This window comes from Microcoleus sp. Pol12A5 (assembly GCF_036701435.1).
GTDB lineage: Bacteria > Cyanobacteriota > Cyanobacteriia > Cyanobacteriales > Microcoleaceae > Microcoleus.
Map to the genome: position 1 here is coordinate 1 of NZ_JAUBQU010000062.1, position 25,532 is coordinate 25,532.

A 25,532-nucleotide genomic window follows, 5' to 3' on the forward strand; every position below is an offset into this window, starting at 1 on the left:
GTACTATTCGACAACGAGTGTCTCGATTGGTAAGAAAGAGCTTAGCCTTCTCTAAAAAATTAGAAAATCATATTGCTGCTATTTGGCGCTTTGTGCATCATTACAATGCTAATTTACAACTCTAAACGCCTACTTTCTTTGAATTAAGTTTAATTCTCTTGATCCTTTCCTTCAGGGCACTACCTCTTCGGGATTGATATCTTCCGCGTCAGCCGCGAAATAAACTACAAAATAACCTTTGTTGTTCAAGTGTTGCTGTAGCCGCAGCAATTCCGTTGATTTTCCAGCACCGCGATGTCCTGCATACAACTGGCAAGTCATCGGTTCTGAACGCTCAATGTTGAGGCCCAAGTCTAGGGTAATATTGTCATCTCCTCGCACTTCCCCACAGTCAACATATTGCGGGTCGCCTGCTGGTAAAGGAGAAGATGGGTTAAAGGCGTTGTAGAGGTCTTTTAGTAGTTGTTCTGTATTTTGAGTCATAAATTTTTTTTAGTATTTTTTGGTTTTTATAGGCTCAACCGCAGATTTAAGGCAGATAAACAGGGATTAACGCAGATAATTTTAAGAAGAGCGATCGAATCTATGCAAAAGGCTGGGTGCACATCGCGCACCCAACAATCACTACTTTTAGGCTTGATATTTTTTCAGAATGGCAACTTTTTCGGGGAAGATTTCGATCGCCATTTTGTCATCATAACGACTCGCGAGCGATCGTCTCACTTCGCCCAAAAACAGCGGCTGCGACAGCCCAGGTTCAGGATGTACAACTGTACGAACCCGGATGGTCATGTAGTCTCTGCCCCGCCCAGAGCGCCCTGGAGAGTACAAATCCGCAGCCGCTTGCCGCATCGTTGCTTCTAATTCCGATTCGGTGATTGTAGGCGGCACAGTAACTACTGTTTGAGCGCCACCTGTATCGTAAACTAAAGAATAGCGCACCGCACCTGGAATTTCTGTGCGGGAAAACAGTCCCAAACCGAGACCGAATATACTGGCAGCAATCACGCCCATAAAGCTTGTCACTCCTACCAATCGGAAGCGAAAACCCCATTTGAAGATAAATGCTATAACAGTTAGAATAGCCAAGGCTACTGTTAGAATTCCCGCCCATTGGGCGTACATTAAAAGGTTAGAATTTACGTTCATTTGTTGACTGTTGACTGTTGACTGTTGATATTAGTTACCCCTACCCGATGCCCTGCGCGGGCAAATGCCCAATGCCCAATGATTAATTAAGCGTTTCGGGCCACAAGCAGATAAGTCATCATATCGCCTTTGCCCTTCACTGGAATCACGCCGCGCTCCTCAAAAACGTACTTACCCCGCAGGCGCTCGTAGGTAGCAACTGTCACCTGAATGCTGCCGGGGACGCCTTGAGATTCCATCCGGGAAGCTGTATTTACCGTATCTCCCCACAAATCGTAAGTAAATTTTTTTGTACCGATTACCCCAGCTTCTACCGGGCCTGTGTGGATGCCGATGCGGATGCTGAGCGGCTGACCTCCCTTGGTATGTATCTTAGTCATCGCTGCTTGAATTTCCAGCGCCATTTCGGCGATCGACTCGGCGTGGTCGTCGCTCGGCGTCGGCAAACCGCCAACCACCATATAAGCATCGCCGATCGTCTTAATTTTCTCAAGTCCGTAGCGCTCGGCCAACTCGTCAAAAGCGGAAAAAATCTCGTTGAGCAACTCCACCAATTGGGCCGGCGATAAATGAGCCGAAAGCTTAGTAAAACCGACCAAATCGGCAAACATCACTGTTACCTCAGCGAAACTGTCTGCGATCGTAATTTCCCCGTGTTTCAGGCGCTGCGCGATCGCCTTCGGTAAAATATTTAACAGCAAACGCTCGGACTTTTCCTTTTCCTGAGCCAACTCATGTAAATACGCCTGTTCCTTATCCCGCAGCCGCTTCTTTTCCAGACAAGCGCTAATCCGAGCCTTGAGCAATACCGGATTAAACGGTTTAGAAAGATAATCCTCCGCCCCCAACTCTATACACCTGACGATACTGTCGATATCGTCCACCGCCGAAATCATAATCACCGGGATGTAGCGCAAATTCTCGTCCGCCTTCAGACTTTCGAGCACCTGATAGCCGTTCATTTGCGGCATCATAATGTCTAGGAGCACCAAATCAAAAGGCTCTGTTCGCAACATTTCCAGAGCTTGGAGACCATCTTCAGCAACAGTCACCACATGGCCTTGACGCTGAAGTCGGCGGGCCAGCAAATCGCGGTTTACCTCATTGTCGTCAACAACCAGCACGCTGCCCTCATCACCTTTCATGTCATGGCCTCTTTGAGAAGCGTTTCAATTTTACCCAAAAGTCGAGGAAACTCGACCGGTTTAGTGTCGTAGTCATTGCAGCCTGCGGCAAGACACTTTTCACGATCGCCCGCCATTGCGTGAGCCGTCAGCGCAATCACCGGAATCCTGCTAGTTTCAGGAGCAGCCTTAATTTGCTGCGTTGCTTGCCAGCCGTCTAGAACCGGCAGACTCATATCCATCAGAATCAAATCTGGTACTTTCGCGAGCGCCATCGACACTCCCTCAGCACCGTCAACAGCAATAAAGACCTCGTGTCCCTTGCGGGCCAGACGCCTGGAAAGCATATCCCTGTTCATTTCGTTATCTTCGACCAACAGGATTTTAGCCATTGGTGTTCTCCTTGCCTTTCGAGTCGTACCTGCGATCGAACCTGTTATTGACTATAGAGCGAACATCGCGCAACAAAGTATCGCAACTGTAGACTCCCTTTTGTAGCACCCGCTCGACGTAGCCGTTTAGCTGCTGGCTTTCGGCCGGTGTCAAGTTTTTCCCGGTAATCACAACAATCGGTATAGGATCTCCCGAATGTGATTTGCGAATTTCCCCGATCAACTCAAAACCATCCATTTCTGGCAACATCAAATCCAGTAATATCAGGTGCGGGCGAGCAACTTTTAGCCGATCGAGAGCAGCGCGTCCGCTGTCAGCTTCCGTTACTGCCCAGCCTTGTGTTTCTAGTACGCATCGCAGTATTTCGCGCGTGGCAACGTCATCTTCCACAATTAGAATCTGACAGGTCAAATTGTTACTTGCAACGCCGTCTTGGTCGCGTCGGTACTTGTTCAACAAGGCAGCCAGCCGTTTGCCGTCCACTGGTTTGGTGAGGTAGTCCGAGGCACCCAATGCAAAGCCGAGACTTTTGTTGCCCACAAAGGATAGCAGGATTACGGGAATTTCGGCAAGGTCAGAATCGGCTTTCAGCGCTGAAAGTACCGCCCAGCCGTCCATTCCGGGCATGATCACGTCCAGGGTAATGGCGTCTGGCCGTAGTTGCTTAGCGAGCCGGAGAGCTTGCTCGCCACTGCCGGCGACTTCTACGTGCAGTCCTTGGCGAGCGAGGGTGCGCTCGATCAAATCCCGCGAGATCGGGTCGTCGTCCACTACCAGCACCGTGCCGACAGCGGGTGCCTCCGGAGGGTTCGTGCTGTCGTGGACTTTGTTGGGGATTTCCGGCTGTTTGATGGCTTTGGGCAAGAGCACGGTGAAAGTGGTGCCTGCGCCCAAGGTGCTGCTGACCTCAATGCTGCCGCCCATCATCTGACAGAAGCGCTGGCTGATTGCTAGTCCCAAACCGGTGCCACCGTACTCGCGGGTAGTCGAGGCATCAGCTTGGGTGAAAGGTTGGAAAACTCGCTGCAATTGCTCTTGTGTCATGCCGATGCCGGTATCGGCGACGCGGAAACTTAAAAATTCGGAGTTGGAAATTAAAATTTGGGAAGATTCCTCTTGATTTTTCATTTTTAATTGTTCATTTTTAATCCTTTCCACTCCGATCGCAATTCTCCCGTTTTGTGTGAACTTGGCAGCGTTGCTGAGCAAGTTAAGCAGCACTTGCCGCACTTTGGTCATGTCCGCGTGCATGGTGTCGAGGTTGTCTGGACAGTACACTTCTAGGGTATTACCGTTTTTCTCGACCAGTGGCCTGGCCGTAGCAACAGCACTTTCAATTAAGGTATGGATGTCGAAGCTTTCTAAGTAGAGCTCCATTCGGCCTGCTTCAATTTTAGAAATATCTAGGATGTCGTCAATCAGTGACAGCAGGTGTTTGCCGGCGCTGCAGATTTTTTCGAGGTCGGGGACGGATTCGCAACTCCCCAATTCTTCGGCTTCTTCTTGAAGCATTTCGCTGTAGCCGATGATGGCGTTGAGGGGTGTGCGAAGTTCGTGGCTCATGTTAGCGAGAAATGTGCTTTTTGCCCGGTTGGCTGATTCTGCTGCTTCTAGGGCCAACTGCATAGCCGATTCTGCGTGTTTGCGATCGGTGATGTCTTGGACTGTGCCTTCGTAGTACAAAACGCTGCCGTTTTCGTCGCAGATGCTGCGCGCGTTTTCAGAAATCCAGATCGTGCTACCGTCTCGGCGGTATATTTGAGATTCAAATTTTGACACTTGGCCGCGCGCACCCAATTGGGCCATAAACTCGGCGCGCCGATTGTGGTTAACGTAAAATTGGCGGTTGATATCGGTGAGTTCGGCGAGCATTTGGGTACAGGATTCGTAGCCGTAAATTCTGGCTAGTGCGCTATTGCCGCTGAGGTAGTGCCCGGTCGGCGTTGTCTGGAATATGCCTTCGACTGCGTTTTCAAAGATGCTGCGGTATTTTGTTTCGGATTGTCTCAAGGCTGCTTCTGCTCGCTTGCGCTCTAGGACATTGGCGAGCATTTCTCCTACCATTTTTAGCTGTGTGGATATTTCGGTTGCTCGGCCTGCTATTTGCTTTATGCCCTCGAATCCGATAAATCCTACTAGGTTTTTACTACAAATTAGGGGAATAATTATCAGCGATTGAATATTTTTTATCTGTTTTTTTAATTCTAAATTATTTAGGGCAGCGCCCATCGAAGGTATTAAGGCGGTTGCTTTTTGATTGACTGTTTGGGATGGGGAATCTGTCTGGAATTCGGTTTTATTTTGACCTATAAAATAGGCTATTTCGGCGATTGCTGGGGGCGGGAGTTCGCCGATTTCTGAAATATAAAGGCATTCGGCGCGATCGAGTTTTTCTGCGATCCAAGGGATTTGTGCGATGTCTATTTGTTTGTCGGTGCTGTCTTTGACTGGCAGAATGCTTTCGCCGCACCATTCGTAGGTTTTGTCGGCGCGGGTTTTGTCTTCTGATAACAGGTAGATGTAACTGCGGTCAAACCCGCTCAAGGTAGCGATCGCTTCCAGGGTTCGATCGATGCCTTTGTCTATTTCTGATAATGGCTGGGTGATGAAATGGGTTGACAAACTGGCAATCAACTGAGCGAATTCTATTCGATACTGCAAAGATTGTTCTAGTTTTTTGAGTTCGGTAACGTCTCGAAAGCTCCAGACTCTACCGACTGTTTTTGCTCCGATTTTTGATGGCAACGAATTTAATTCAAGAATTTTTCCGTCTTTGAATTCTAATAATTCGCTGATTTTAGTATCTGAATCTACCGACACTTTGATCGCGTTTTCGAGAAATCTTTGCGGGTACTTTAATTGTTCCCTGTCGAAGGGGAATCCTGTTTTGAGCGTGTTTTTGAGTGTACCCAAGGTCGATCGGCTCAACTTTCCTTGGCTGGCGGACAAACCCCACATCTCTAGAAATTTCTGATTATATTTACATATATTGCCGTTTATGTCAACCGCCAGAATTCCTGCATCTGTAGATTTTAGAACTGCTTGCAGTATCGAGAGCGATTGCTTGTGTTCTCTAATCTCAAAAATGCCAAAAAACACCAAGACTGATATTTCGCTGCCCTCAACTGCGGGATGGAAAAAATAGGAAACGGGTAAAATCTTGCCGTCGCGACACAAAAACTCGTCGTCCCAATTGCTGGAAGGTTGACTGGAAGCGATCGCCTCTTGTAAATCTAGTGTAGGTGCGATCGGCCTATCTTCACTCTTGCTGGGCGACTGTTTCGGAGCCGTCAAAACTTGGGATTTGTTGCCTTTATTTTGCTTCCCGATGCGCTCTAGCAGAGAAACGCCTGCAAGTTCCGATTCTCGCCACCCCAGCAATCGTTCTGCCTCTGCATTCACCGAGATTACACAGCCCTTCGCGTCAAGGATACACAATCCTGCCCCCAAACTGTTGACAATCGCCCGCAGTCGATCGAATTCTGAAGCTGTTGGAGAGTCTTGAGGGGACTGGGGCGAGTCAGTTAAATCCTTTAATGCCACCGTCTCCAAGTTAAAACAATCTTCCTGCTGAAGTTCTTGCTGACTCTGAACTCGCTCATAGCTACAACTTACCTGCTCTAATAAAAGCTGCCACTGCTCAGCAGTGGGAGGGGGAGACTCGCCGACTAAACCGAGCTGTTCGAGTTGGCGCTGGAGGTGGGGGTGCATATTTTCTGGCGCTTTGTAAGCAACTTTCTACAGTATATCTTTTTAATTAATAGTATATATACGTAGGTATACCGTTAGGGGACAAGTACGGGATCGAAGTCTATCACAGGTTTTATTGAGAAGCCGAGGGATCCTGTCTCCTCTCCAAAATCTTTCAAACTGCCCTAATTATAAATTCTCCGAACTTTTAAGGTTTTTCAACTCACCAATCCTCTGAATGTCGGCAGCACGCTCAAAAATAATAATATCATCTTATCCAGTCAATACTCAGGAAAGTTTGGGTAACGATACTACAAGCTTACGCGGGGCAAGGCTCATAAAAAAGTCTAATTAAATTCAAGACAAGGGTGGATCTGACATTAATTTAATTATCCAGATTCAATCAATGTCAAGCGAGAATCAGTCTTTGAGCTATAGAAAAACTATTCGGAATATTAATCAAGTGAACTTAGCCTCAAAAACTAGGTTGCCGCCAAAAAACGATCGCGGACGAGGCTACTGGACAGGAAAATTTATTATTCCAATCCCAGCGGAAACGATTTCAGCACTTTTCGTATTTACTCATCAATTAATTAGGGTGATCTAACCCGCCTTAATCTTGTACCTCTATAGTAATTTTAAATTATTGGGAAATTTATTATTCCCTCATAAGGATGCCGGTAGGATTGGGGTGGGGGTTATTATTATTACTAATAACCTAAAATTACTATATATAAAAACTTCTACAAAACTAAGTTTATCATGTGAGGAATTGTGTGCAAAATCTCCCGCTCTGCTAGCGAAATAAGCAGCGAATTGGAGAGGTCAACAAAAGTTGCAGGCATCGAAAATAACTGTAAAAAAAATATTATTCGTCAGACTTTTCGGTTGAGATCGAAAGGTCTGTGAAAATAGCTGGCAGCCGAATGGTAAAAATAGAACCTTTATTCAACTCGCTTAATGCAGTAATGTCTCCGCCCATCATTTCGCAGAATTTCTTAGTAATCGTCAGCCCCAAGCCAGTGCCGCCGTACTTTTTAGTAGTTGAAGAATCGGCTTGCGTGAAAGGCTCAAAGATTCTGGCTAACTGTTCGGGACTCATGCCAATGCCGGTATCTTTGACCGTAAAAATGATCCAATCTTGAGCGGAAGATAAGAGAGACAAGCTATTTTCAGCTTGGCCACCTCCTCTATACGCTCCAAGTTTTTTGCCTTTCTTTGCAGCGTCGGCGGGGGTTTCGACGGATCGGGTAACGGCGAAGGTAATCGCGCCGGAGCAAGTAAATTTCGCGGCATTGCTGAGGATGTTGAGCAGAGACTGCCGGAGTTTAGTCAAGTCGGTCTGCATCGAGCCAATATCCTCGGGGCATTGTATTTCTAGGATATTGCTATTTTTGTCTGCCATCGGCGCGATCGTGGTTACTACTTGCTCAACCAGAGTTGAAATGGTGAATGTTTCGACGTGCAAGTCGGTGCGCCCTGCTTCTATTTTGGTCAAGTCGAGAATATCTTTAATCAGCGCGAGTAGGTGCTGACCGGCCGTGTTAATTCTCTGGAGGTCGTCGATGAACTCTTCGGCACCGAGGTCTCGGGCGTCTTCTTGCAGGATCTCGCTGTAGCCGATGATGGCGTTGAGGGGGGTTCTGAGTTCGTGACTCATGTTGGCGAGAAAAATGCTTTTCGAGCGATTTGCAGCTTCGGCGGCTACTGCGGCCCGGCGGAATTCTTCGGAACGCAAGCGTTCGGTGATGTCGGTGGTCATGATTAAAACGCACTGAGTGTTGCCGAGGTGGATGAGTTCGACTGACAGCAGCCAGTCGCGCACTTCGCCGGCTTTGGTGCGAATTTTGATTTCTTGGTTGCTGATCGAATTTTGTGATTGCACAATCTGGGCGAGCCGCTCCCCGTCTTCTGAATTGACGAATATTCCTAAGTCGTTGGCGGTGCGGCCGATAAATTCATGCCGCAACCAGCCTAATGAGCGCAAAAAGCTTTCGTTGGCATCGAGGAAGCATCCGTCTGTGAGGGTGCAGATGCTGATGCCGACTGGGGAGGCGTGAAAAGCTTTGGAAAATCTTTCTTCTGAAGAACGCAGGGCGGCTTCGGCTTGCTTTCTGTCTGTGATGTCTTGGACGGTGCTGGTGATGTAGAGGGAGGTGACGGCGGCTTGTTCGTAGACTGTGCGGTTGCTGCCGTCGCGGAGTATGAGCCTGTAGTCGATGCTGTAAGGCCGTTGCTGAAATAAAGCCGCTTCGATCGAGGTTTTGACTAATTCTCTGTCTTCAGGGTGCACGTATTCTAAGAAGGCTTCCAGGCTGGGTTCAAAAGTTCCCGGTTCCTGTCCCAAGATGCGGTAAATTTCCTCTGACCACCGCAATTGCTGGGCGTTGCGGTCTAAGTCCCAGTTGCCTAGCTGGGCGATGCGTTGGGCGTTAGCGAGGCTGGCTTCGCTGGCGCGCAGGGAGGCTTCTGCTTGGTGACGTTCGGCGACGGTGGCAGCTAAGACTAAGCCGGTGACGGCGATGACGGCGATGAAGGCTTGCAGGGATAACAGTGCTTGGGGGATACTGCTGGCGTGCTTGAGGAAGGGGCCGCTGCCTCGGGCGATACCCCAAATTGCGAAGCCGCAGAGGATGAGGTTGGAGAGGGCCGTGTAGCGCTGACCGAATCGAAAGGCAGCCCAAACTACGAGCGGAAATGGTAAGTATTCGAGGGGATAGCGGGCGTAGGCGGCGCGGGTGCGGGAGCAGAAGACGAGCCAGCCGAGTGCTAGTAGCAGCAGCAGCCAAATCGCTCGTTCAGCTATCTGTTTGCGATGGGTGGGGACTTTGGGCAATTGCTGCCACGTCAGTAGCAGCGGGGCAACGAGCACAATTCCCATAGCGTCTCCCACCCACCAAGTCCCCCAAATCGTGCCAAAATTGCTCCACCTCGATAAACCGGTCAGGCATACGACGATGCTGCCGATGGTGGAGTTGATCAGGGTAGATCCCAAGGCTGCTAGTCCGACTATTCCTAAAACGTCTTTGAGCCGATCGAGCCTGGCGCTAAAGTTAATGCCCTGAAGTAGATAAGTTCCCGTCCACGCTTGCAGGGTTCTGGCGCCTGCCGAGATCAATGCCGTGCCGATGTTGGCCGACGGTACGCTCATGCTGAACAGGAAGCCTCCGATCGCGATTCCCGGCCACAGTTGTCGCCCAAACAGCAGCAGGGCGACTTGGGCAATTCCTGCGGCTGGCCACATCGGGTAAATTTCTGAACTGAGGGTGAGGGTGGAAATGGCGAATTGCGACGCCCAATAGTAGACCAGGGCGATCGCGCCTACTGCGAGGAAGTACCGCCAGGAATGTCCTTTGATTGCATTAAGGAACTTTGTCTGCATGGTCGTTTGGGGAAAAGGTGGACGGTTGTTGGGATCTCAGTAGGTGGCACGGGACAGGCACGAGGTAGAGAAAATGTTTCTATTAGGTGATGGTAGGTCATGGGTGGTAGGTAGTGGGAGAAGCTTTTGAGCTAACTTTTTGTAGTGCCGTTGAGGGAGCGGTTTTTTTGTTTCCTCAACTCTGCCCATGAATTTCGGGAGTATCGCTTTTTTGTAAATATATCTCTAATGGCTAAGCAATTGGTTTGTAAATTTTTGGTTTTTGTTAAAATTTTATTACCGAGCGAGAGCGGGTGTCTTTTTGTGTCTGGCGATCGTAACTCTATTTACCCTAACATCTTGCATCACGATCGATAATACCTACCATACCTAAAATACAAATAAGAGCGACGTAAAATATCTGTTTTACGTCAGTTTGGGGCAAGCAACACGGTTTCTGATTAGAAGTGCAGGCGCTCGTAATTTTCACTAGATTTTTAACCCATCAATCGAGGCTTTCAGTCTTTCGCTCGAATACAGTGAAAGCGGATTATTTACAGGCAATAAAAAATATTTTTTATTGTCTATTTCTCTTTGGCTGTTGCAATATCTAAGGTTAGTGTCAAACGCTCTTGAGATTCTTTAAGAGCGTCTTGGGGGTTGCGGCCCAGAAGGGTTGCCTCTATGGCGCGACCGAGGTTCTCTGACAGGCGGGAGTAACCTGATATAATCGGTCGCGCTCTGGCTGAGTTCATTTGTTCTAAAAATACTCGCAAAACAGGGTTTTTTTCCACAAAGCTTTGATAAGCTTGGCTCTGTCTCGATTTTAAGTTAATGGGCAAATAACCGGTTCCCAATGCCCATGCTGTTTGGAATTCTTCACCTATAACGTATTCTAAGAATACTAGGGCTGCTCGCTGTCGTTCTGGCGAGGTTTTCATTAAAAATAGGTTTTCACCCCCTACAACGGCTGCGGGGCGTTTGAGAATCGGTAAAGGCATTGCTGCGTAGTCGATCGCGCTTTGCTGCAACTGTGCTAGCGTCCATGGCCCGGTGATTTGCATGGCGACTTTCCCGGCGATGAAGTTGTCGAGTTCATAACCGCGTTCGGGTGCTGACAATATTGCTGAACCTTCTGTTAACAAGTCACTCCACAATTCTAAGGCGGCGTGAGAACCGGGATTATCTATTTGGGGTACAGGACTTTGAGGTATTTTGCCTTTGAGTTCGCCGCCTGCGCTGAACATAAAAGGCAGCCAGGTAAATACTGTCCATTCTCCCTTGCCTAGGGGGAGCACTATGCCGTGTTGGTCTGTGTGGCCGTCTCCGTTGGTGTCTTGCGTGAGCGATCGGGCTACTTGCTTTAATTGCGTCCAATTCTGTGGCACTTCTTTGATTCCTGCTGCTGCAAATAAGCTGGGACGGTAAAATATGGCGACGTTGTTTGTCGCTAGAGGAACTGACCAAGTGTGTCCGCCGAGTTCCATTGACTCGAACAGTGCCGGGTAGATTTCCGCTTTCCGGGGCGATTTGTTGAGCCAGTTTTCTAAGGGTTGAATTGCGTTGAGTTCTGCGAGTTTTCCTGAAATTGTGGCAGCATTCCAAAGCAAATCCGGTGGTGCATTTCCAACTACTGCTGTTAGTATCTTGGGCAGTTGTTGGTCTGGCTGACCTATATAAACTGGTTTAACTTGAATGTTGGGATGGGTTTTGTTGAATTGGTTTGTGAGGGTTTGAAATACGTCGCGATTTGGTGGAGGATTGATGCCGTGCCAGAGCGTAAGTTCGATCGGTTCCCCATTTTTTGAGGTTGGGGTAGTGCTGTTTTGACAGCCATTTAATATTAGCAGATTTAAGGTAATTAAAATGCCGAAGGCTATTTTGAGTGGTCTTTTAATTGCTTTGGATAATCGGGATAAAATCATTTGTTAGTTAGATTCAGGTAAGAAGATTTTTTTAAACCGCAGATGGATGCGGATAGTTAGATCTTGGTAAAAAGAGCTAAATCTCGAAAATCAGCTGGTAGCTGATTTCTCTCTCCGTCCGAGGTGTTTTGAAACAAAACGGTGAAAGCTCCTGCTCCTAGTTTATCTTGCGGCCACATCCGATAGCAAGGACTTTCTGTCAGGTGCGATCGATATTTTTCTAAATGAGGAACAGTGACTGACCCAAATTCTGGGAATTTGCTTAACAGCCATTCGTTGACTTGTTCGTTTTCTGCGGTTGAATAAGTGCAGTTCCTGTATGCAAGATAACCTGAACGCGCTACAATTTTAGCAGAATTGGCTAAAAATTTTTTTTCGGTTGCCATTGCGGTTGATGGTGACATTATGAAAGCATCGGGGTGCTTTGTCTCCTTTTGCTAAGAGTGACTGACCAGCATAAGGAGCCTCTACTATTACTAAAATAGCAGTTGGTGGTATTTTCTCGGTAAGTATTTTTGAATCGAATCGACGTTAGTGGCGAGGGATGGTTTAATTTGGCAGGGTTTTAAATTTGAGATCGGCATTCCTATGCGTTTACCTATGACTTCGTTGCGCAACAGCAATTCTGGCTTTAAGGTTTTCCAAGCAAATATACTTTTTCCTTCGGGGGCGGTGCACATATCTAAGATTAGTTTAATTGACGGGGATATTGTTAACAAAATTGAGGCGGCTAAAATTGACGAAAAGTCGAGACATTAGTAATGTCCTGCTTGATGTAAGGAATGTTTTACCGACTGTGATTCTAAGGCTAATCTATCTAAAAATTGCGGTTGCCAATAAACGGCAATTTCGACAGTAAATGGGTTTTATGTTAATTTGGGTTGTACTCACAAGATAGCAGGATTAAAAGCTTGGGGATTGGTGACTTCATGAAGAAACTTTTATTTTTCGGCGGTGTCTGCAAATAAGCTGCGGCTGAGTTTAAGCAGGAGATTAGACGTTTTTTTATTGTTTGGAAAGATATGATAAGATTGAGATTAGCAGTGACAAAGGTAAATTAGATGATTATTCTTAGTGTAGAACAGTTATAGTTAACTTAGGAAGAACGGATGCAAATGTGGTTGTGTCTATCAAACCCATTGCTTTGGATCGTTCGAGTCGGGCTGTACCTGAGTACCAATCGAGATCCTTTTTGCCGATCGCACAAGTCGGAACTATTCTCGAAGTGTATAATCTAGGAGCAAACTACTATTATTCGATCTGAAAAATAAAAATTACATGAACTCGGTGGGTAAAAACACTCATAAACTAGCTTGTATCATAGCTCCTACGTGTTTAAGAGTCTCTACAATATACTTTGGTTTTTGCCATTACCTACTTGATAACTAATCAGTCATGACTGAGGACTACTTACTAATAACTAAGAATCTATGAAAATTGTCTTTTTTGGCACTCCCGATTTTGCTGTTCCTACTTTATCCAGTTTGCTGAGTCATCCAGAATTTGAGGTTGTGGGTGTGGTGACTCAGCCGGACAAACGCCGGGGAAGGGGCAATCAATTGATGCCTTCACCTGTAAAAGATGTGGCTTTAAATCACAGTCTCCCGGTTTGGCAGCCGCACCGAATTAAGAAGGATGCGGAAACAATTGCCAAATTGCGGGAAGCGGAGGCGGATGTGTTTGTGGTGGTGGCTTACGGCCAAATTCTTTCTCAAGAAATTCTGGATATTCCTAGTTTTGCTTGCGTTAACGTTCACGGTTCAATTTTGCCGAAGTATCGCGGTGCCGCACCGATTCAGCGCTGTCTTTATGACGGGGAAAAGACAACAGGAATTACTACTATGCTGATGGATGCTGGCATGGATACTGGGGCTATGCTATTGAAGGCTTTTGCTGGTATTTCACTGTTGGATAATGCTGATTCTTTAGCAGATAGGTTGGCGGAAGTTGGGGCGGATTTGTTGATAGAAACTTTGGTGAGGTTGAGGGATGGAGAAGTTAAAGCTGTTCTTCAAGATGATGCTGAGGCGACTTATGCGCCGATGATTAAGAGTGCAGATTATGTGCTGGATTGGTCGAAAAGTGCGATCGCCCTTCACAATCAAGTTAGGGGATTTTTCCCGGATTGCACGACTACTTTTCGCGGCAATTCTTTGAAGGTGATAGCTACTGTACCCGTCGGGCCGGAATATTGGCTGCAAATGCCAGCGGATTTGAGAGTTTTGGAACGCGAATGGCCTGTTTTAGCCCAGTTGTCGGGCGCAAATGGGGAAGTTGTTAAGGTTGTGAAGGGCTTGGGGGCGATCGTCCAAACTGGCGATGGTTTATTATTGTTGCGGGAGGTGCAGTTGGCGGGGAAAAAGGTGCAGTCTGGGGTGGATTTTGCCAACGGAACTCGGTTGGCGGTGGGGGAAGTTTTTGCGGGTTAAATTGTATGTTTAGGGCGGGCATCCTGCCCACCCCACAATATTTGGAAGCAAAATCATCTTGTAATTAGATGCGCGACAGTTGACCTAAAATTCGACCAAAACTTCCTCGGCGTCGCCCAACAAACCCTGCGCCGCCTCTAACATACTCTCAGCAACATCTTTCAAATCTTCGCGACTTGCTAAATAAGTTTTCAAAGCTTCTAACGGTTCTATACTATTATTAGCATTCAATTCTGGCAACCGCGGCCTCGCTAGCTGACTGACTAATTCCGGTTGGATTGTGTAGCTGTGCGCTTCGCCTAAAAGTGCGTGCAATTCTCCGTTGTCAATTAAATCTAATTGTTCCGATCGCAATTGGTAAATTAATCTAACTACTGCGTCTTTAATTTCCTTCTTGCCAATAGCTTTAACTAACTCGGCTTGGGGGTTTTCAGATTCGGAAACATTCACTTTAATAGTCTGAAATACCCGCACTGGCAATGTGCAAAATTCCCACTCCGCTTTTCCCCGTTCCAAATTAACTAACACAAAACCTTTATCTTCTTTCTCTTCGCTAAAATCAACTCGTTCGATACTTCCTGGATAAATTACGGGCGGATTGTTGGAAGCATTGAGATTTTGATGTTTGTGAACGTGGCCGAGAGCGACATAATCAAAACAAGGGCGAGTTAGCATGGAAACGGGTATGTTAAAACCTTTGCCAACTGCTAAAAAACGTTCGGCGCCAAGACTTGCTTTATCTGCCATTAAGTGCGCTAAAAGTACGGTTGGTATGTCGGGGTTGAGGCGACGGATTTCGCCTTCCATGGCGATCGTCAGTTTTTCGGTTAATAATTGGTTAACATCGCCCATAGACAGGCTTTCAGTCTCGGAACGTGTCATTAAGGTCGATCGAGTCAACCAAGGTAATGTTACCACCTGTACGGGCCCGCTGCGGGTTTGAATGAGGTGAGTGTCCAGGCGATCGCCTACAATAAACTTAGGTATCCCCAAAGTCCGGTAAATCCCCAAACTCGCACCGCCTTGTCCCTGAGAATGTTGGTCGTGATTTCCTACTAGCAAAACAGTCGGAATTTGCGCCTCCACCAAGCGGCTGAATTGGCAAGCAAAAGCCTCTTTTACAAACGGTGGAGGCGTCGAATCCGGGAAAGCATCGCCGCCGAATATAACTAAATCTACGGGTTCAGAAATTGCTCTATCCATACATTTGCTCAGCGTCGCAGCGAAGTCTTCCAGCCGCGTATTTAAACCGGTTTCTGGATTAATCCGCCCGTGGGAAAAGCCGCTTCCCATGTGAATATCTGAAAGGTGTAAGATTTTAATCATTGTTTTTTCTATTTGTTAGCTATCATTTCGGTTCGTAGTGAGGACGGAAGTCCTCAGAAGAAGGATTTGCATTCTTGACTGCGACCCAAATAAATTTGTTTTTCATACATCACAATATGATGCCGGGTACTTTTTGGTAAACTTGTGCGATCGGGCAGCGAAAATCTATACTCGTTAACTCTAACTCATCTCCTTGTCGGTAAGTCTGAGAAACCCAATTTCCCTCAGCATTGAGTCTAAAACATTCAATTTTGATTTCGGATTGAGTGATTAACACGTATTCTTGCAAACTCGATGCAGTTTGGTAATCGACAAATTTATCGCCTCTGTCGAAAGCTGCTGTTGAGGGCGACAATACCTCAACTACCAAAGATGGATATAAAATGAAGTCTTGAGTAGAACTTGTATCTCTTTCGTCGCAAGTCACCGCTACATCAGGATAGTAATAGCAATTTGCCTCTTCCAGTCGGACTTTTATATCTGATGATAAAACTAAGCAGTCGGTGTTATCTAAGTGATTTCCCAGTCGCCTTACTAAGTTGCTCGCAATAATAATGTGAGGCTTTTTTACCCCTGTCATTGCATAAACGTGTCCGCGTCTGTATTCGTGTTTGATCGGGCTTACTCGCTCGCCTTCTAGGTACTCTTCTGGAGAAATGTAGAAATTATTTTTGCTAACAAACATTGAGGTTTCCTCCGATATTTTTATTTATTTGACACTATTGGTTAATAATCGCATACCCGGCGGGGAAACGTCACTGCCGTTTCCCTACAAATTTAACAAAACTCCAGAAATCTGGCGTGCCACAGTTTGCCGCTTTCTGTCAAACCCTGCGATCGCACTTTAATTTTGACACTTTTGGGGTTAGCCTCGTAGAGTCGGGCAATTTCCTGCATTTCCTCCCCGCTAAACCCGGTTCCCACGGTTCCTACTGGGACTAATTTGCCATCAATTTCTTGCGCTACTTTGACGGCGCTAAACGGCCGCCCCGCAACTTTTGTCGCCGTCAAACCCACAATAAACAAATCGTGTTCTTGACAGTATTTAGTTCTCACCATCGAATATTTCTTAACATCTTTGCCGCCGACATACTGGCAGTTGTGCAACACCCAAACTTCGCCTTCTTTATTTTCAGATTCCTGCTGATTTGCCAGGATGATTTTTTCGGCGGTGGTGCGAAATGTCGGTACAACTTCAAAGGCTGGGGATAAATTCGCCAGCCTTTCGCCAACTTCAACTCCCGCTGCAATTCGTTCGGATTCTGCCACGGCAGTTAAATCATTGCCTTTGAAAAACAAACTTTTAAAAATGGCATAAATTGCGCTGGGCTGGATTGTCGGAAAACCGCTTTCAATATTAACTGTAGCAGCTTGCGCGCCGGTGCGGTGTTCGCTACCCGTACAGCTTTTGTAATACAGTTCGCCGTCTAAAACAAAGGTGCCAATTTTATCGGCTGTGTCGATTAATGTGCGATCGATCTCAATTGATGCTTGCTGTCGCAGGTTAGTCGATCGCGATTGGTAGTATACTTTATCTGGCGTCGCAATGACCACTACTCGATTGCCGTCGCGCTTTGGCTGTCCGCAATAATCGGGGTTTTCGATGTAATAAGAACGTTCACTCGGCGCGTCCACCGGCTGCATGGTGACAATCCTTCCCGGCTGTAAGTGCGGTGGCAATTCTGCAAAAATGGGATTATTGGCAGTTTCTATTATTGAGGCGGAAGTTGATTGTTTAGCAGGAGCGAAATCGGCGGTAGAATTGTTTGGAGTATTGAGGACGATCGGCTTTTCTCCCGTTTCCAATTCAAACGCTCTTTTCCAAAAGCCAAAAGCCATTTCGGGGTATCCTTCCGACTCCGCGCACAGTGCAAAACCAATAACTTTTGCCGTACCAATTCCGCGCCCGTAATCAGCCAAATACTGCACTGCACCCGCTTCTCCCATCAAGTGCAATCCTCGCGTCACGATGCGATTGTTCCAGCGTTCTCGAATGTCGGCGCTAATTTTTTTAGCTGCTTTTCGCTTGGCTTCTGCGTATTCGGTGCAGTCCATACTGCCTCCTTTATGTAGGGCTATTTATACACTATACTAAAGATTGATTTATTAGTCAAGTCTAATTTGACAATTAGATGGTGTGAATAAATTTAACTCTTTCATTGGTGAACTAGATTTATTTTTTCACCGCAGAGGCGCAGAGGGCACAGAGGAAGAGAAGAAAGAGATAGTCAAGCGCGGTAATCTGTTGGCTGCCAATGCTAAGATAACTTCGATCGCTCATTGCGACCAATAAAGCCGTGAGTTGCGTCTTACTCGCGTTTGGTTCGCCAACTTGCGATCGGACATTTCAGAATTTAAGATCGAGTTTAATCTTACTGTTATGATGCGATTGATTTTGTACAGCAAACCCGGATGCCACTTGTGCGAAGGGTTGCAAGAAAAACTCGAACAGATTGAAAGCGTCAAGTTTCAACTCGAAGTCAGAGATATTACTGAACGCGAGGACTGGTTTCAAGCTTATCAGTACGAAGTTCCAGTTTTGTTTAAAGTGCAGCCTCAGTCAAAAAATTCTACTGGCGAGGCTGCATTCTCCGCTGAAGAACTGTTACCCCGTCCTTCTCCCCGCTGTAGTGTCGGCCAATTGGAGCAAATGTTACAGAAATATTTGCAAATCGATCCGTCACAATAATACGATTTACCCAAAAACTCAGGTTTTAATCCTGACCTCGGGGTACTCGGTGTGCAGCTTAATCTAGGCCGATAGGTTTTACACCGCGCATAAAAAAACCTAGAGTTTGCACCGCGCACAGCAAAAACCTGTAGATTGTGGCTCAAACAATGTGTTCCGCCAGTCATATTCAAGACATTCAAGCGAGGAGTTTTTCAGATGAAATTGAGAGAATTATTAGCAGCAGTTCCCAGCATTTCCTTTGACGCGCAACATCCCGCCCTCGATGCCGAAGTCAAGGGTTTATCCACTAATTCCCACGCTTGTCAGGCTGGAGATTTATTTTTGGGAATGCCGGGAACGCGCGTAGATGGGGGAGATTTTTGGCAAAGTGCGATCGAATCTGGTGCACTTGCCGCCATAATTTCCACCCAAGCAGCCGAGAAAACACCTTCGGAAGACAGGGGTAATTGCGTCATCGCAGCAGCCGATATGGCTCAAGTTTGCGGTCAAATAGCCACTGCTTTTTACGGCAATCCAGCTAGCAAATTAAAACTTGTCGGCGTTACCGGGACTAACGGCAAAACTACAACAACTCATTTAATCGAATTTTTGCTCAATGAAATGCAGTTGCCGACGGCGATTTTTGGCACGCTTTACACTCGCTGGCCGGGCTTCCAACAAACTGCACTTTACACCACACCTTTTGCGGTTGACCTGCAAAAACAATTAGCAGAAGCTGTAGCAGCCGGATGCAAACACGGGGTGATGGAAGTCAGTTCCCACGCTTTAGCACAGCAGCGAGTTTTGGGGTGTAGCTTTGAAGTTGCTGTCTTTACAAACTTGACTCAAGATCATCTAGATTATCACCGTGATATGGAAGATTATTTTGAAGCGAAATCGCTTTTATTCGGTTCTAATTACCTCGCCAATCGTGCTGTAATTAATATTGACGACCCCTACGGTAAGCGGATATTTGAGAACCTAAAATCTGACCAAGTTTGGAGTTACAGCACTGTTTTGAAAACGGCAGATTTGTATGCTTCTGATTTGGAGTATCAGCCGAACGGAGTTAAGGGAATGCTGCACACTCCGAAGGGTGAAACTGCTTTTTCTTTGCCTTTAGTCGGTCAGTTCAATTTATCAAATATGTTGGCTGCTGTCGGTGCTGTTTTAGAATTGGGTTTAGATTTGGCCGCAATTGTGGAGAAATTATCTCAGTTTTCGGGAGTTCCGGGACGGATGGAACGGGTGCAAATTAGTCCCGACCAAGATATTAGCGTTATTGTCGATTATGCCCACACTCCCGACAGTTTGGAGAACTTGTTGAAGGCGTCGCGGCCGTTTATTCCGGGTCAGATGATTTGCGTGTTTGGCTGCGGCGGCGATCGCGATCGCACTAAGCGGCCGATCATGGGTAAAATCGTTGCACAATTAGCCGATTTAGCGGTTGTTACTTCCGACAATCCGCGCACTGAAAATCCCGATCGCATTTTGGAGGATGTTTTAGCAGGAATTCCCGCCGCAGTAAAGCCGATCGTGATGTGCGATCGAGCCGCTGCAATTCGCACTGCTATTATGGACGCTAAACCGGGAGATGGCGTGCTGATTGCAGGGAAAGGACACGAAGATTATCAAATTTTGGGCACCGAAAAAGTCCATTTTGACGATCGAGAACAAGCGCGAGATGCCTTAAAAGCCAGAATGAATTCAGTTAAATGAATTCGGTTAACTGTTAACGGTTAACCGAATTCGGTTAACTGTTAACGGTTAGTTGTTCGCGGGCTGCGAAATTTGTTATATTTTTAAGTATTAATACGAAGCTAGAATCTGATTTGCACTAGATTATAATAGTAAAACAAAATATTTTAACAGCAAAATAATTATTGTTATGATAGAACTAACTGGCTATCAAATTCTCGCTCGAATTTATTCAGGCACTCGCACCCTAGTTTATCGCGGAACTCGCCTCTCAGACCAAAAACCGATCGCCATCAAAGTCTTGCGAAACGAGTATCCCAGCTTCAGCGAACTCTTGCATTTTCGCAATCAATACACGATCGCCAAAAACCTAAATTTGCCCGGAATCATCCAAACCTACAGCTTGGAACCCTACCGCAACGGCTATGCGCTGATTGTGGAAGACTTCGGGGGAATTTCTCTGAAGGAATGGACGGGGAAAGGAAAAACCGTGCAATCTCTGGTTGATTTTTTCCAAATTGCGATCGACCTAAGCAATACATTAGATATACTTTACCGCCACCGCATCATTCACAAAGACATTAAACCCGCCAATATTTTAATAAATCCTGATACTAAACAAGTCAAACTCATTGACTTTAGTATTGCATCTTTGCTGCCGCGAGAAACTCAAACACTGATGAGTCCCAACGTAATTGAAGGAACACTCAGCTATCTATCTCCCGAACAAACAGGAAGAATGAATCGCGGCCTTGACTACCGTACAGATTTTTATTCATTAGGTGTAACTTTTTACGAATTGCTGACAGGAAAATTGCCATTTCAATCGAGCGATCCGATGGAATTGATCCACTGTCATATTGCCCAGCACCCGCCATCTGTACGTGAAATTAATCCTGAAATGCCCCTTGTTCTCTCGGAGATGGTCAGCAAATTAATGGCAAAAAATGCCGAATGTCGCTATCAGAGTGCATTAGGACTGAAAGCAGATTTAAAAACTTGTTGGCAACAACTCAATGAGACAGGTAAAATAGAGAGTTTTGCCATTGGGCGGCGAGATTTTTGCGATCGCTTTATCATACCTGAAAAACTCTACGGTCGAGCAACCGAAGTCGCTGCATTATTAGCAGCATTCGATCGAGTAGCAAACCCCTCTAAATCTCGTTCTACAGAAGAGCCTGGAACCGAGAAGCAAGAGGTAAAAGAAGACCTCGCCTTGATTAATGAGGACTGGCGTGACTCGAACTTATCCCGCAGCGAAATGATGCTAGTAGCCGGATTTTCCGGCATTGGGAAAACCGCTGTAGTCAACGAAATTCACAAACCCATAGTTCGGCAACGCGGTTATTTTATCAAAGGCAAATACGACCAATTTCAACGTAACATTCCCTTTAGTGCTTTTGTGCAAGCCTTCCGAGATTTAATGGAGCAATTACTCTCAGAAAGCGACGCTCAGCTAGAACGATGGCAAAGGAAAATTATCAATGCTCTTGGCGAAAACGGTCAAGTTATTGTAGAAGTAATTCCCGAACTGGAACGAATTATTGGGAAACAACAGCCTGTCTCTGAACTTTCGGGAAGTGCCGCCGAAAATCGTTTCAATTTACTATTTCAAAAATTTATTTCTATTTTTGCCACAAAAGAACATCCCTTAGTGATTTTTTTGGATGATTTGCAATGGTCAGATTCAGCATCTCTGAAGCTTTTGCAAGTGTTGATGAGTGAAAAAGATAGTCAGAATTTGCTGGTAATTGGGGCATATCGAGATAACGAAGTATCTCCGGCTCATCCATTTATGTTGGCAGTAGCAGAGATGGAAAAATCCCAAGTAACGGTAAATACTATTACCTTGGAACCTCTGAGTAAAGCCGATATTAACGATCTGATAGCAGATACGCTCTCGTGCGAGATCCTTCTTGCTCAACCATTAACCGAGTTAGTTTATCAAAAAACCAAAGGCAATCCATTTTTTGCCACGCAATTTCTCAGGGCGCTACAGGAAGATGGGCTGATTGCATTTGACCCCACTCCCCTTACCCAGGGGGAAGAGAGGGGGGTAACATCTCCCCTTATCAGGGGAGGACACAGGGGGGTAACAGGGGGGTGGCAGTGCGATATCGCCAAAGTCAAAGCCCTAACTATCACCGATGATGTAGTGGAGTTTATGGCGGTGCAGTTGCAGAAGTTGCCGCCAGAAACTCAAGATGTGCTGAAGTTGGCTGCGTGCATAGGAGCGCAGTTTGATTTGAATACATTGGCGGTAGTCAGCGAGAAGTCGCCGGAAGAAACTGCTGCGGATTTATGGAAATCATTGCAAGAAGGATTCATCTTACCAACCAGTGAAATTTACAAGTTTTATATAGGGAAAGAAGAAGGGAAAAGCACCCCCAACTTGCCAAATACCGCCGCTCAATTACCTCACTACAAGTTTCTACACGATCGGGTTCAGCAAGCTGCTTATTCATTAATTCCTGATGACCAAAAGCAAGCAACCCATCTCAAAATTGGACAGTTACTTCTTCCGAATTTCTCAGAAGTTGAAAGAGGAGAAGAAGTATTCGATATTATCAATCATTTTATCATTGGCTCGGAGCTAATAACGCAGCAGGAAGAAAGAACTAAGCTAGCTAAGATTAGCCTCTTGGCAGGGCAGAGAGCTAAAATGTCAACTGCTTATGAGTCGGCTACAAAATATCTCGCTTTCGGTTTAAGTTTCCTACCCAAAAATAAATGGGAATCTGCCTATAGATTAACATTTACTGTATATTTAGAAAGTCTTGAAGCTGAATTTTTAGCAGGTAATTTTGAAGAAGCTGAAATTTTAATTAAAACCGCATTTAGTCATGCAAAATCTAGCCTTGATAAAGCCAAGATTATTGCAATTCAGTTAACGCATTATCAAAATAAGGCACTATATCAAAAGGCGATTCAGGTAGGAATCGCAGGGCTGAAACTGTTAGGCTTAGAACTGGCGATTATGCCAAATGAAGAAGAGTTAGAAGGGATGGCTCTGGAAGTTAAAAAAACCTTAAATCAGCGCGCAGTTGCAGGACTAATTGACGCACCACTCATTGTTGATGAAGAACGCCAGATGCCGATCAAACTGCTGATGAACATGGTACCGCCCACTTACCTAACTAATCAGGAGTTGTTAGTGTTGGTTGTTTTACACATGACCAATCTCTGTTTGCAATACGGGAATACAAATGTGGCGGGTTTTGTTTATGTTTGGTATGGGACAATTCTCTGCCAACGCTTTCAAGACTATGAACTGGGCTATGAGTTTGGACTTTTAGGGTTGAAGGTGAATGAAAAATTTAATAACACCACCCTGAATGGCAAAATTTATATGTCGTTCGGCAACTTTATCAACCACTGGCGCAAGCACGTCAGTTCCAATCTTGTTCTGCAACAAGCTGCTTATCAGGGGGCAATGGAGGTAGGAGATTTTTCTTGGTGTCATCACAGTGCTCTGTTCAGTTTCTGGCAGCAGGCGATCGTATCAAGCGATATTCACAGTTTGCTGGCTCGACATGAAAAGTACATCAGCTTTGCAGAACGGACGGAGATTACGACAGCTTTTGCCCTCATTCTTCAGTGCAAGCTCCTAGAGAATTTGCAAGGGCTAACGATAGGGAAGTATAGCCTTAGCTCTGAAACATTTGATGAAGAATCGGCGCTAGCAACGTTCAATGAAATTGGCTATGGCTATGGCAGTAGCACTTACTATTTCGCTAAAGCATTTTTGTTTTTCACCTATGGTGAGTATGCTAAAGCTTATGAAATGTTAGTAGCGGGGGGAGAGTTTTCTAATGCACTATATGGGCAATTTCAACGTGTTCTGCATTGTTTTTATCAGTCTTTGACTGTATTGCAACTTTATGGATTATCCACCCATAAACAACAAAAAGATTATCAAGAATTTGTTCAGAATAATCGGGCACAACTTCAAATCTGGGCACACAACTGTCCTGAAAACTGTCTGTCCAAATTTCTGCTTTTAGAGGCGGAGATGGCTCGTGTTGCTGAACAAAAATGGCAGGCTGCTGAGTTGTACGATCGCGCCATCTTTCTGGCCCAAGAACACCAATTCCTCAACGAAGAAGCCTTAGCCAACGAACTCGCATCTAAATTCTACCTCGGCTGGGGCAAACAAAAAGTCGCTGCAGGCTATATGCAGGAAGCCTACTATTGTTACGCCCGCTGGGGAGCAAAAGCCAAAACCGATGAACTAGAACAACGTTATCCCGATCTGCTGCGCCCCATCTTACAACAGTGCGCCCAACCCTTCACTATTTTAGAAACCCTTTCCACCCTTACCAATCCCACCTACTCAATTCATTCGACCGCCCAGCACACTACCTCAAGCACCTCGATCAACCATGCTCTAGATTTTTCGACTCTGCTGCAAATCTCCCAAATGATTTCCAGCACGATCGACCTGGATGAGTTGCTGCAAATTGTCACCCAAACCATGTTACAAAACTCGGGAGCCGATCGCTGTGCACTGATGCTCTACCAAAATCAACAATGGCAAGTGCGGGCGATAGCTACATGGGAAAACATTAGCCTGCAAACGGAACCCCTAGAGAATAATCCCACCGTTCCCGTTAAATTAATCCAGTATGTCAAAAACACCCTAGCAGCAGTTGTCATCGATCGCGCCAAAACTGATCTGCCTGTGATTGACGATTATTTAGAGCACCACCAACCAGAGAGTTTGCTGGGTTTACCAATTCTAAATCAGGGGAATTTGGTCGGCATTTTGTATCTAGAAAATCGCATAACGAGTGGGGTGTTTAGTCGCGATCGCCTCCTAGTGCTAAATTTTCTCTCTAGTCAAGCGGCGATCGCTCTGGAGAATGCCCGTCTCTATCACCAAGTGCAGCAGACTTTGAATGAACTTCAGCAAACTCAGATGCAAATGATCCAAAGTGAAAAGATGTCAGCATTAGGTAATCTAGTGGCGGGGGTTGCCCATGAAATCAACAACCCGGTTGGTTTCATTGCCGGGAACATTAATGAAGCTCATGCGGGAGTCCAAGACTTAATTGATTATTTGCGCCTCTATCAAGAAAAGTTTCCTCCATCGGAAGCAGAATTGATTAAGAAAGCAGAGGAAATAGATTTAGATTATCTAGTAGAAGATTTACCCAAAATGCTGAGTTCCATGAAAATAGGATGCGAGCGCATCAAAAACATCAGCACATCCCTCCGCACTTTCTCTCGCGCCGATACGGCCCATAAAGTTGAGGCTAATATTCACGAAGGCCTCAATAGCACTTTGATGATTTTACGCCATCGCCTGAAAGCGAACGACAAGCATCCTGAAATTAAAATCATTAAAGAGTACGGCAATATTCCCAAAGTAAAATGTTATTTGGGACAATTAAACCAGGTATTTATGAATTTGTTAGCAAATGCGATCGATGCCTTAGAAGAATCGAATCAAGGACGGAGTTTTGCCGAAATTCAATCCCATCCCAATCGCATCACTATTCGGACCAAAGTAGAAAGTGAAAAGGTAAAAATTTCCATCGCCGATAACGGAAAAGGAATGTCAGAAGAGGTAAAAAATCATATCTTCGACCATCTATTTACCACTAAAGATGTGGGCAAAGGAACTGGGTTGGGACTGGCGATCGCACGTCAAATTGTAGAAGAAAAACACGGCGGAAAACTGAGTTGTTTTTCTTCACCGGGAGAAGGAACGGAGTTTGTCATTGAGATTTTAATTGATTAAAGATTAGTTGTCCGTTGTTAGTT

16 protein-coding genes and 1 pseudogene are annotated in these 25,532 nt (G+C 45.9%); 6 read left to right on the plus strand and 11 right to left on the minus strand.

Annotated features, from left to right (window positions below):
* Positions 1-125: pseudogene (locus QUA45_RS17205) on the plus strand (IS1 family transposase); the annotation flags it as partial.
* A gap of 46 nt (positions 126-171) precedes the next feature.
* On the opposite strand, the gene QUA45_RS17210 reads toward QUA45_RS17205, so the two are convergent.
* The 8 genes from QUA45_RS17210 to QUA45_RS17245 form a co-directional block, all read right to left on the minus strand.
* Positions 172-483, minus strand: coding sequence for a hypothetical protein (locus tag QUA45_RS17210; RefSeq protein ID WP_333099209.1), 312 nt, complete (start codon positions 481-483; stop codon positions 172-174).
* A gap of 147 nt (positions 484-630) precedes the next feature.
* A complete protein-coding gene (locus QUA45_RS17215; RefSeq protein WP_333221673.1) occupies positions 631-1,149 on the minus strand; it encodes a Ycf51 family protein in 519 nt (172 codons plus the stop codon).
* An 86-nt stretch (positions 1,150-1,235) separates the two neighbouring features.
* Positions 1,236-2,294, minus strand: coding sequence for an adenylate/guanylate cyclase domain-containing protein (locus QUA45_RS17220; RefSeq protein ID WP_333062119.1), 1,059 nt, complete (start codon positions 2,292-2,294; stop codon positions 1,236-1,238).
* Entirely contained in the window at positions 2,291-2,665 is a 375-nt protein-coding gene (locus tag QUA45_RS17225) for a response regulator (protein WP_006631823.1), read from the minus strand. Before QUA45_RS17225 ends, QUA45_RS17220 begins: the two co-directional genes overlap by 4 nt.
* Complete coding sequence (locus tag QUA45_RS17230; protein ID WP_333221674.1) at positions 2,658-6,377, minus strand: response regulator; 3,720 nt, start codon at positions 6,375-6,377, stop codon at positions 2,658-2,660. Before QUA45_RS17230 ends, QUA45_RS17225 begins: the two co-directional genes overlap by 8 nt.
* An 847-nt stretch (positions 6,378-7,224) precedes the next feature.
* A complete protein-coding gene (locus QUA45_RS17235) occupies positions 7,225-9,738 on the minus strand; it encodes an MASE1 domain-containing protein (RefSeq protein ID WP_333099212.1) in 2,514 nt (837 codons plus the stop codon).
* 563 nt (positions 9,739-10,301) lie between these two features.
* Positions 10,302-11,642 carry an ABC transporter substrate-binding protein gene (locus tag QUA45_RS17240; RefSeq protein ID WP_333221675.1) on the minus strand — a complete coding sequence of 447 codons (1,341 nt, stop codon included), beginning with the start codon at positions 11,640-11,642 and terminating at the stop codon, positions 10,302-10,304.
* 56 nt (positions 11,643-11,698) lie between these two features.
* Positions 11,699-12,046, minus strand: coding sequence for a hypothetical protein (locus tag QUA45_RS17245; protein WP_333221676.1), 348 nt, complete (start codon positions 12,044-12,046; stop codon positions 11,699-11,701).
* A 1,026-nt stretch (positions 12,047-13,072) separates the two neighbouring features.
* Between QUA45_RS17245 and fmt the strand changes: the two genes are divergently transcribed.
* Positions 13,073-14,071, plus strand: a complete 999-nt coding sequence (gene fmt / locus QUA45_RS17250; RefSeq protein WP_333221677.1) for a methionyl-tRNA formyltransferase — start codon at positions 13,073-13,075, stop codon at positions 14,069-14,071.
* A gap of 84 nt (positions 14,072-14,155) precedes the next feature.
* On the opposite strand, the gene QUA45_RS17255 is transcribed toward fmt, so the two are convergent.
* The 3 genes from QUA45_RS17255 to QUA45_RS17265 all read right to left on the minus strand — a co-directional run bounded on the left by QUA45_RS17255 (position 14,156) and on the right by QUA45_RS17265 (position 17,452).
* A complete protein-coding gene (locus QUA45_RS17255; protein ID WP_333221678.1) occupies positions 14,156-15,397 on the minus strand; it encodes an exonuclease SbcCD subunit D in 1,242 nt (413 codons plus the stop codon).
* 109 nt (positions 15,398-15,506) lie between these two features.
* Positions 15,507-16,082: a Uma2 family endonuclease gene (locus tag QUA45_RS17260; RefSeq protein WP_333221679.1), complete on the minus strand. Its 576-nt coding sequence runs from the start codon at positions 16,080-16,082 to the stop codon at positions 15,507-15,509.
* A gap of 92 nt (positions 16,083-16,174) precedes the next feature.
* On the minus strand, positions 16,175-17,452 hold the full coding sequence (locus tag QUA45_RS17265) for an ATP-dependent DNA ligase (RefSeq protein WP_333221680.1): 1,278 nt from the start codon (positions 17,450-17,452) through the stop codon (positions 16,175-16,177).
* An 82-nt stretch (positions 17,453-17,534) separates the two neighbouring features.
* Here QUA45_RS17265 and QUA45_RS17270 point away from each other — a divergent pair, with 82 nt between their 5' ends.
* The 4 genes from QUA45_RS17270 to QUA45_RS17285 all read left to right on the plus strand — a co-directional run bounded on the left by QUA45_RS17270 (position 17,535) and on the right by QUA45_RS17285 (position 25,509).
* The gene (locus QUA45_RS17270) at positions 17,535-17,690 is read left to right on the plus strand and encodes a hypothetical protein (RefSeq protein WP_333076272.1); all 156 of its coding nucleotides are present in this window, start codon (positions 17,535-17,537) and stop codon (positions 17,688-17,690) included.
* A gap of 90 nt (positions 17,691-17,780) precedes the next feature.
* Positions 17,781-18,086 carry a glutaredoxin family protein gene (locus QUA45_RS17275; protein ID WP_333099249.1) on the plus strand — a complete coding sequence of 102 codons (306 nt, stop codon included), beginning with the start codon at positions 17,781-17,783 and terminating at the stop codon, positions 18,084-18,086.
* A 198-nt stretch (positions 18,087-18,284) separates the two neighbouring features.
* A complete protein-coding gene (locus QUA45_RS17280) occupies positions 18,285-19,787 on the plus strand; it encodes a UDP-N-acetylmuramoyl-L-alanyl-D-glutamate--2,6-diaminopimelate ligase (protein ID WP_333221681.1) in 1,503 nt (500 codons plus the stop codon).
* Between the two features lie 169 nt (positions 19,788-19,956).
* Positions 19,957-25,509, plus strand: coding sequence for an AAA family ATPase (locus tag QUA45_RS17285; protein WP_333221682.1), 5,553 nt, complete (start codon positions 19,957-19,959; stop codon positions 25,507-25,509).
* Positions 25,510-25,532 lie beyond the last annotated feature (23 nt).

Bases quoted from the DNA above. Each gene is read 5' to 3' on its own strand.
- QUA45_RS17215 (WP_333221673.1), bottom strand. From the start codon at position 1,149: ATGAACGTAAATTCTAACCTTTTAATGTACGCCCAATGGGCGGGAATT.
- QUA45_RS17210 (WP_333099209.1), bottom strand. From the start codon at position 483: ATGACTCAAAATACAGAACAACTACTAAAAGACCTCTACAACGCCTTT.
- QUA45_RS17225 (WP_006631823.1), bottom strand. From the start codon at position 2,665: ATGGCTAAAATCCTGTTGGTCGAAGATAACGAAATGAACAGGGATATG.
- fmt (WP_333221677.1), top strand. From the start codon at position 13,073: ATGAAAATTGTCTTTTTTGGCACTCCCGATTTTGCTGTTCCTACTTTA.
- QUA45_RS17280 (WP_333221681.1), top strand. From the start codon at position 18,285: ATGAAATTGAGAGAATTATTAGCAGCAGTTCCCAGCATTTCCTTTGAC.
- QUA45_RS17275 (WP_333099249.1), top strand. From the start codon at position 17,781: ATGCGATTGATTTTGTACAGCAAACCCGGATGCCACTTGTGCGAAGGG.
- QUA45_RS17235 (WP_333099212.1), bottom strand. From the start codon at position 9,738: ATGCAGACAAAGTTCCTTAATGCAATCAAAGGACATTCCTGGCGGTAC.
- QUA45_RS17245 (WP_333221676.1), bottom strand. From the start codon at position 12,046: ATGTCACCATCAACCGCAATGGCAACCGAAAAAAAATTTTTAGCCAAT.
- QUA45_RS17240 (WP_333221675.1), bottom strand. From the start codon at position 11,642: ATGATTTTATCCCGATTATCCAAAGCAATTAAAAGACCACTCAAAATA.
- QUA45_RS17230 (WP_333221674.1), bottom strand. From the start codon at position 6,377: ATGCACCCCCACCTCCAGCGCCAACTCGAACAGCTCGGTTTAGTCGGC.
- QUA45_RS17260 (WP_333221679.1), bottom strand. From the start codon at position 16,082: ATGTTTGTTAGCAAAAATAATTTCTACATTTCTCCAGAAGAGTACCTA.
- QUA45_RS17265 (WP_333221680.1), bottom strand. From the start codon at position 17,452: ATGGACTGCACCGAATACGCAGAAGCCAAGCGAAAAGCAGCTAAAAAA.
- QUA45_RS17220 (WP_333062119.1), bottom strand. From the start codon at position 2,294: ATGAAAGGTGATGAGGGCAGCGTGCTGGTTGTTGACGACAATGAGGTA.
- QUA45_RS17285 (WP_333221682.1), top strand. From the start codon at position 19,957: ATGATAGAACTAACTGGCTATCAAATTCTCGCTCGAATTTATTCAGGC.
- QUA45_RS17255 (WP_333221678.1), bottom strand. From the start codon at position 15,397: ATGATTAAAATCTTACACCTTTCAGATATTCACATGGGAAGCGGCTTT.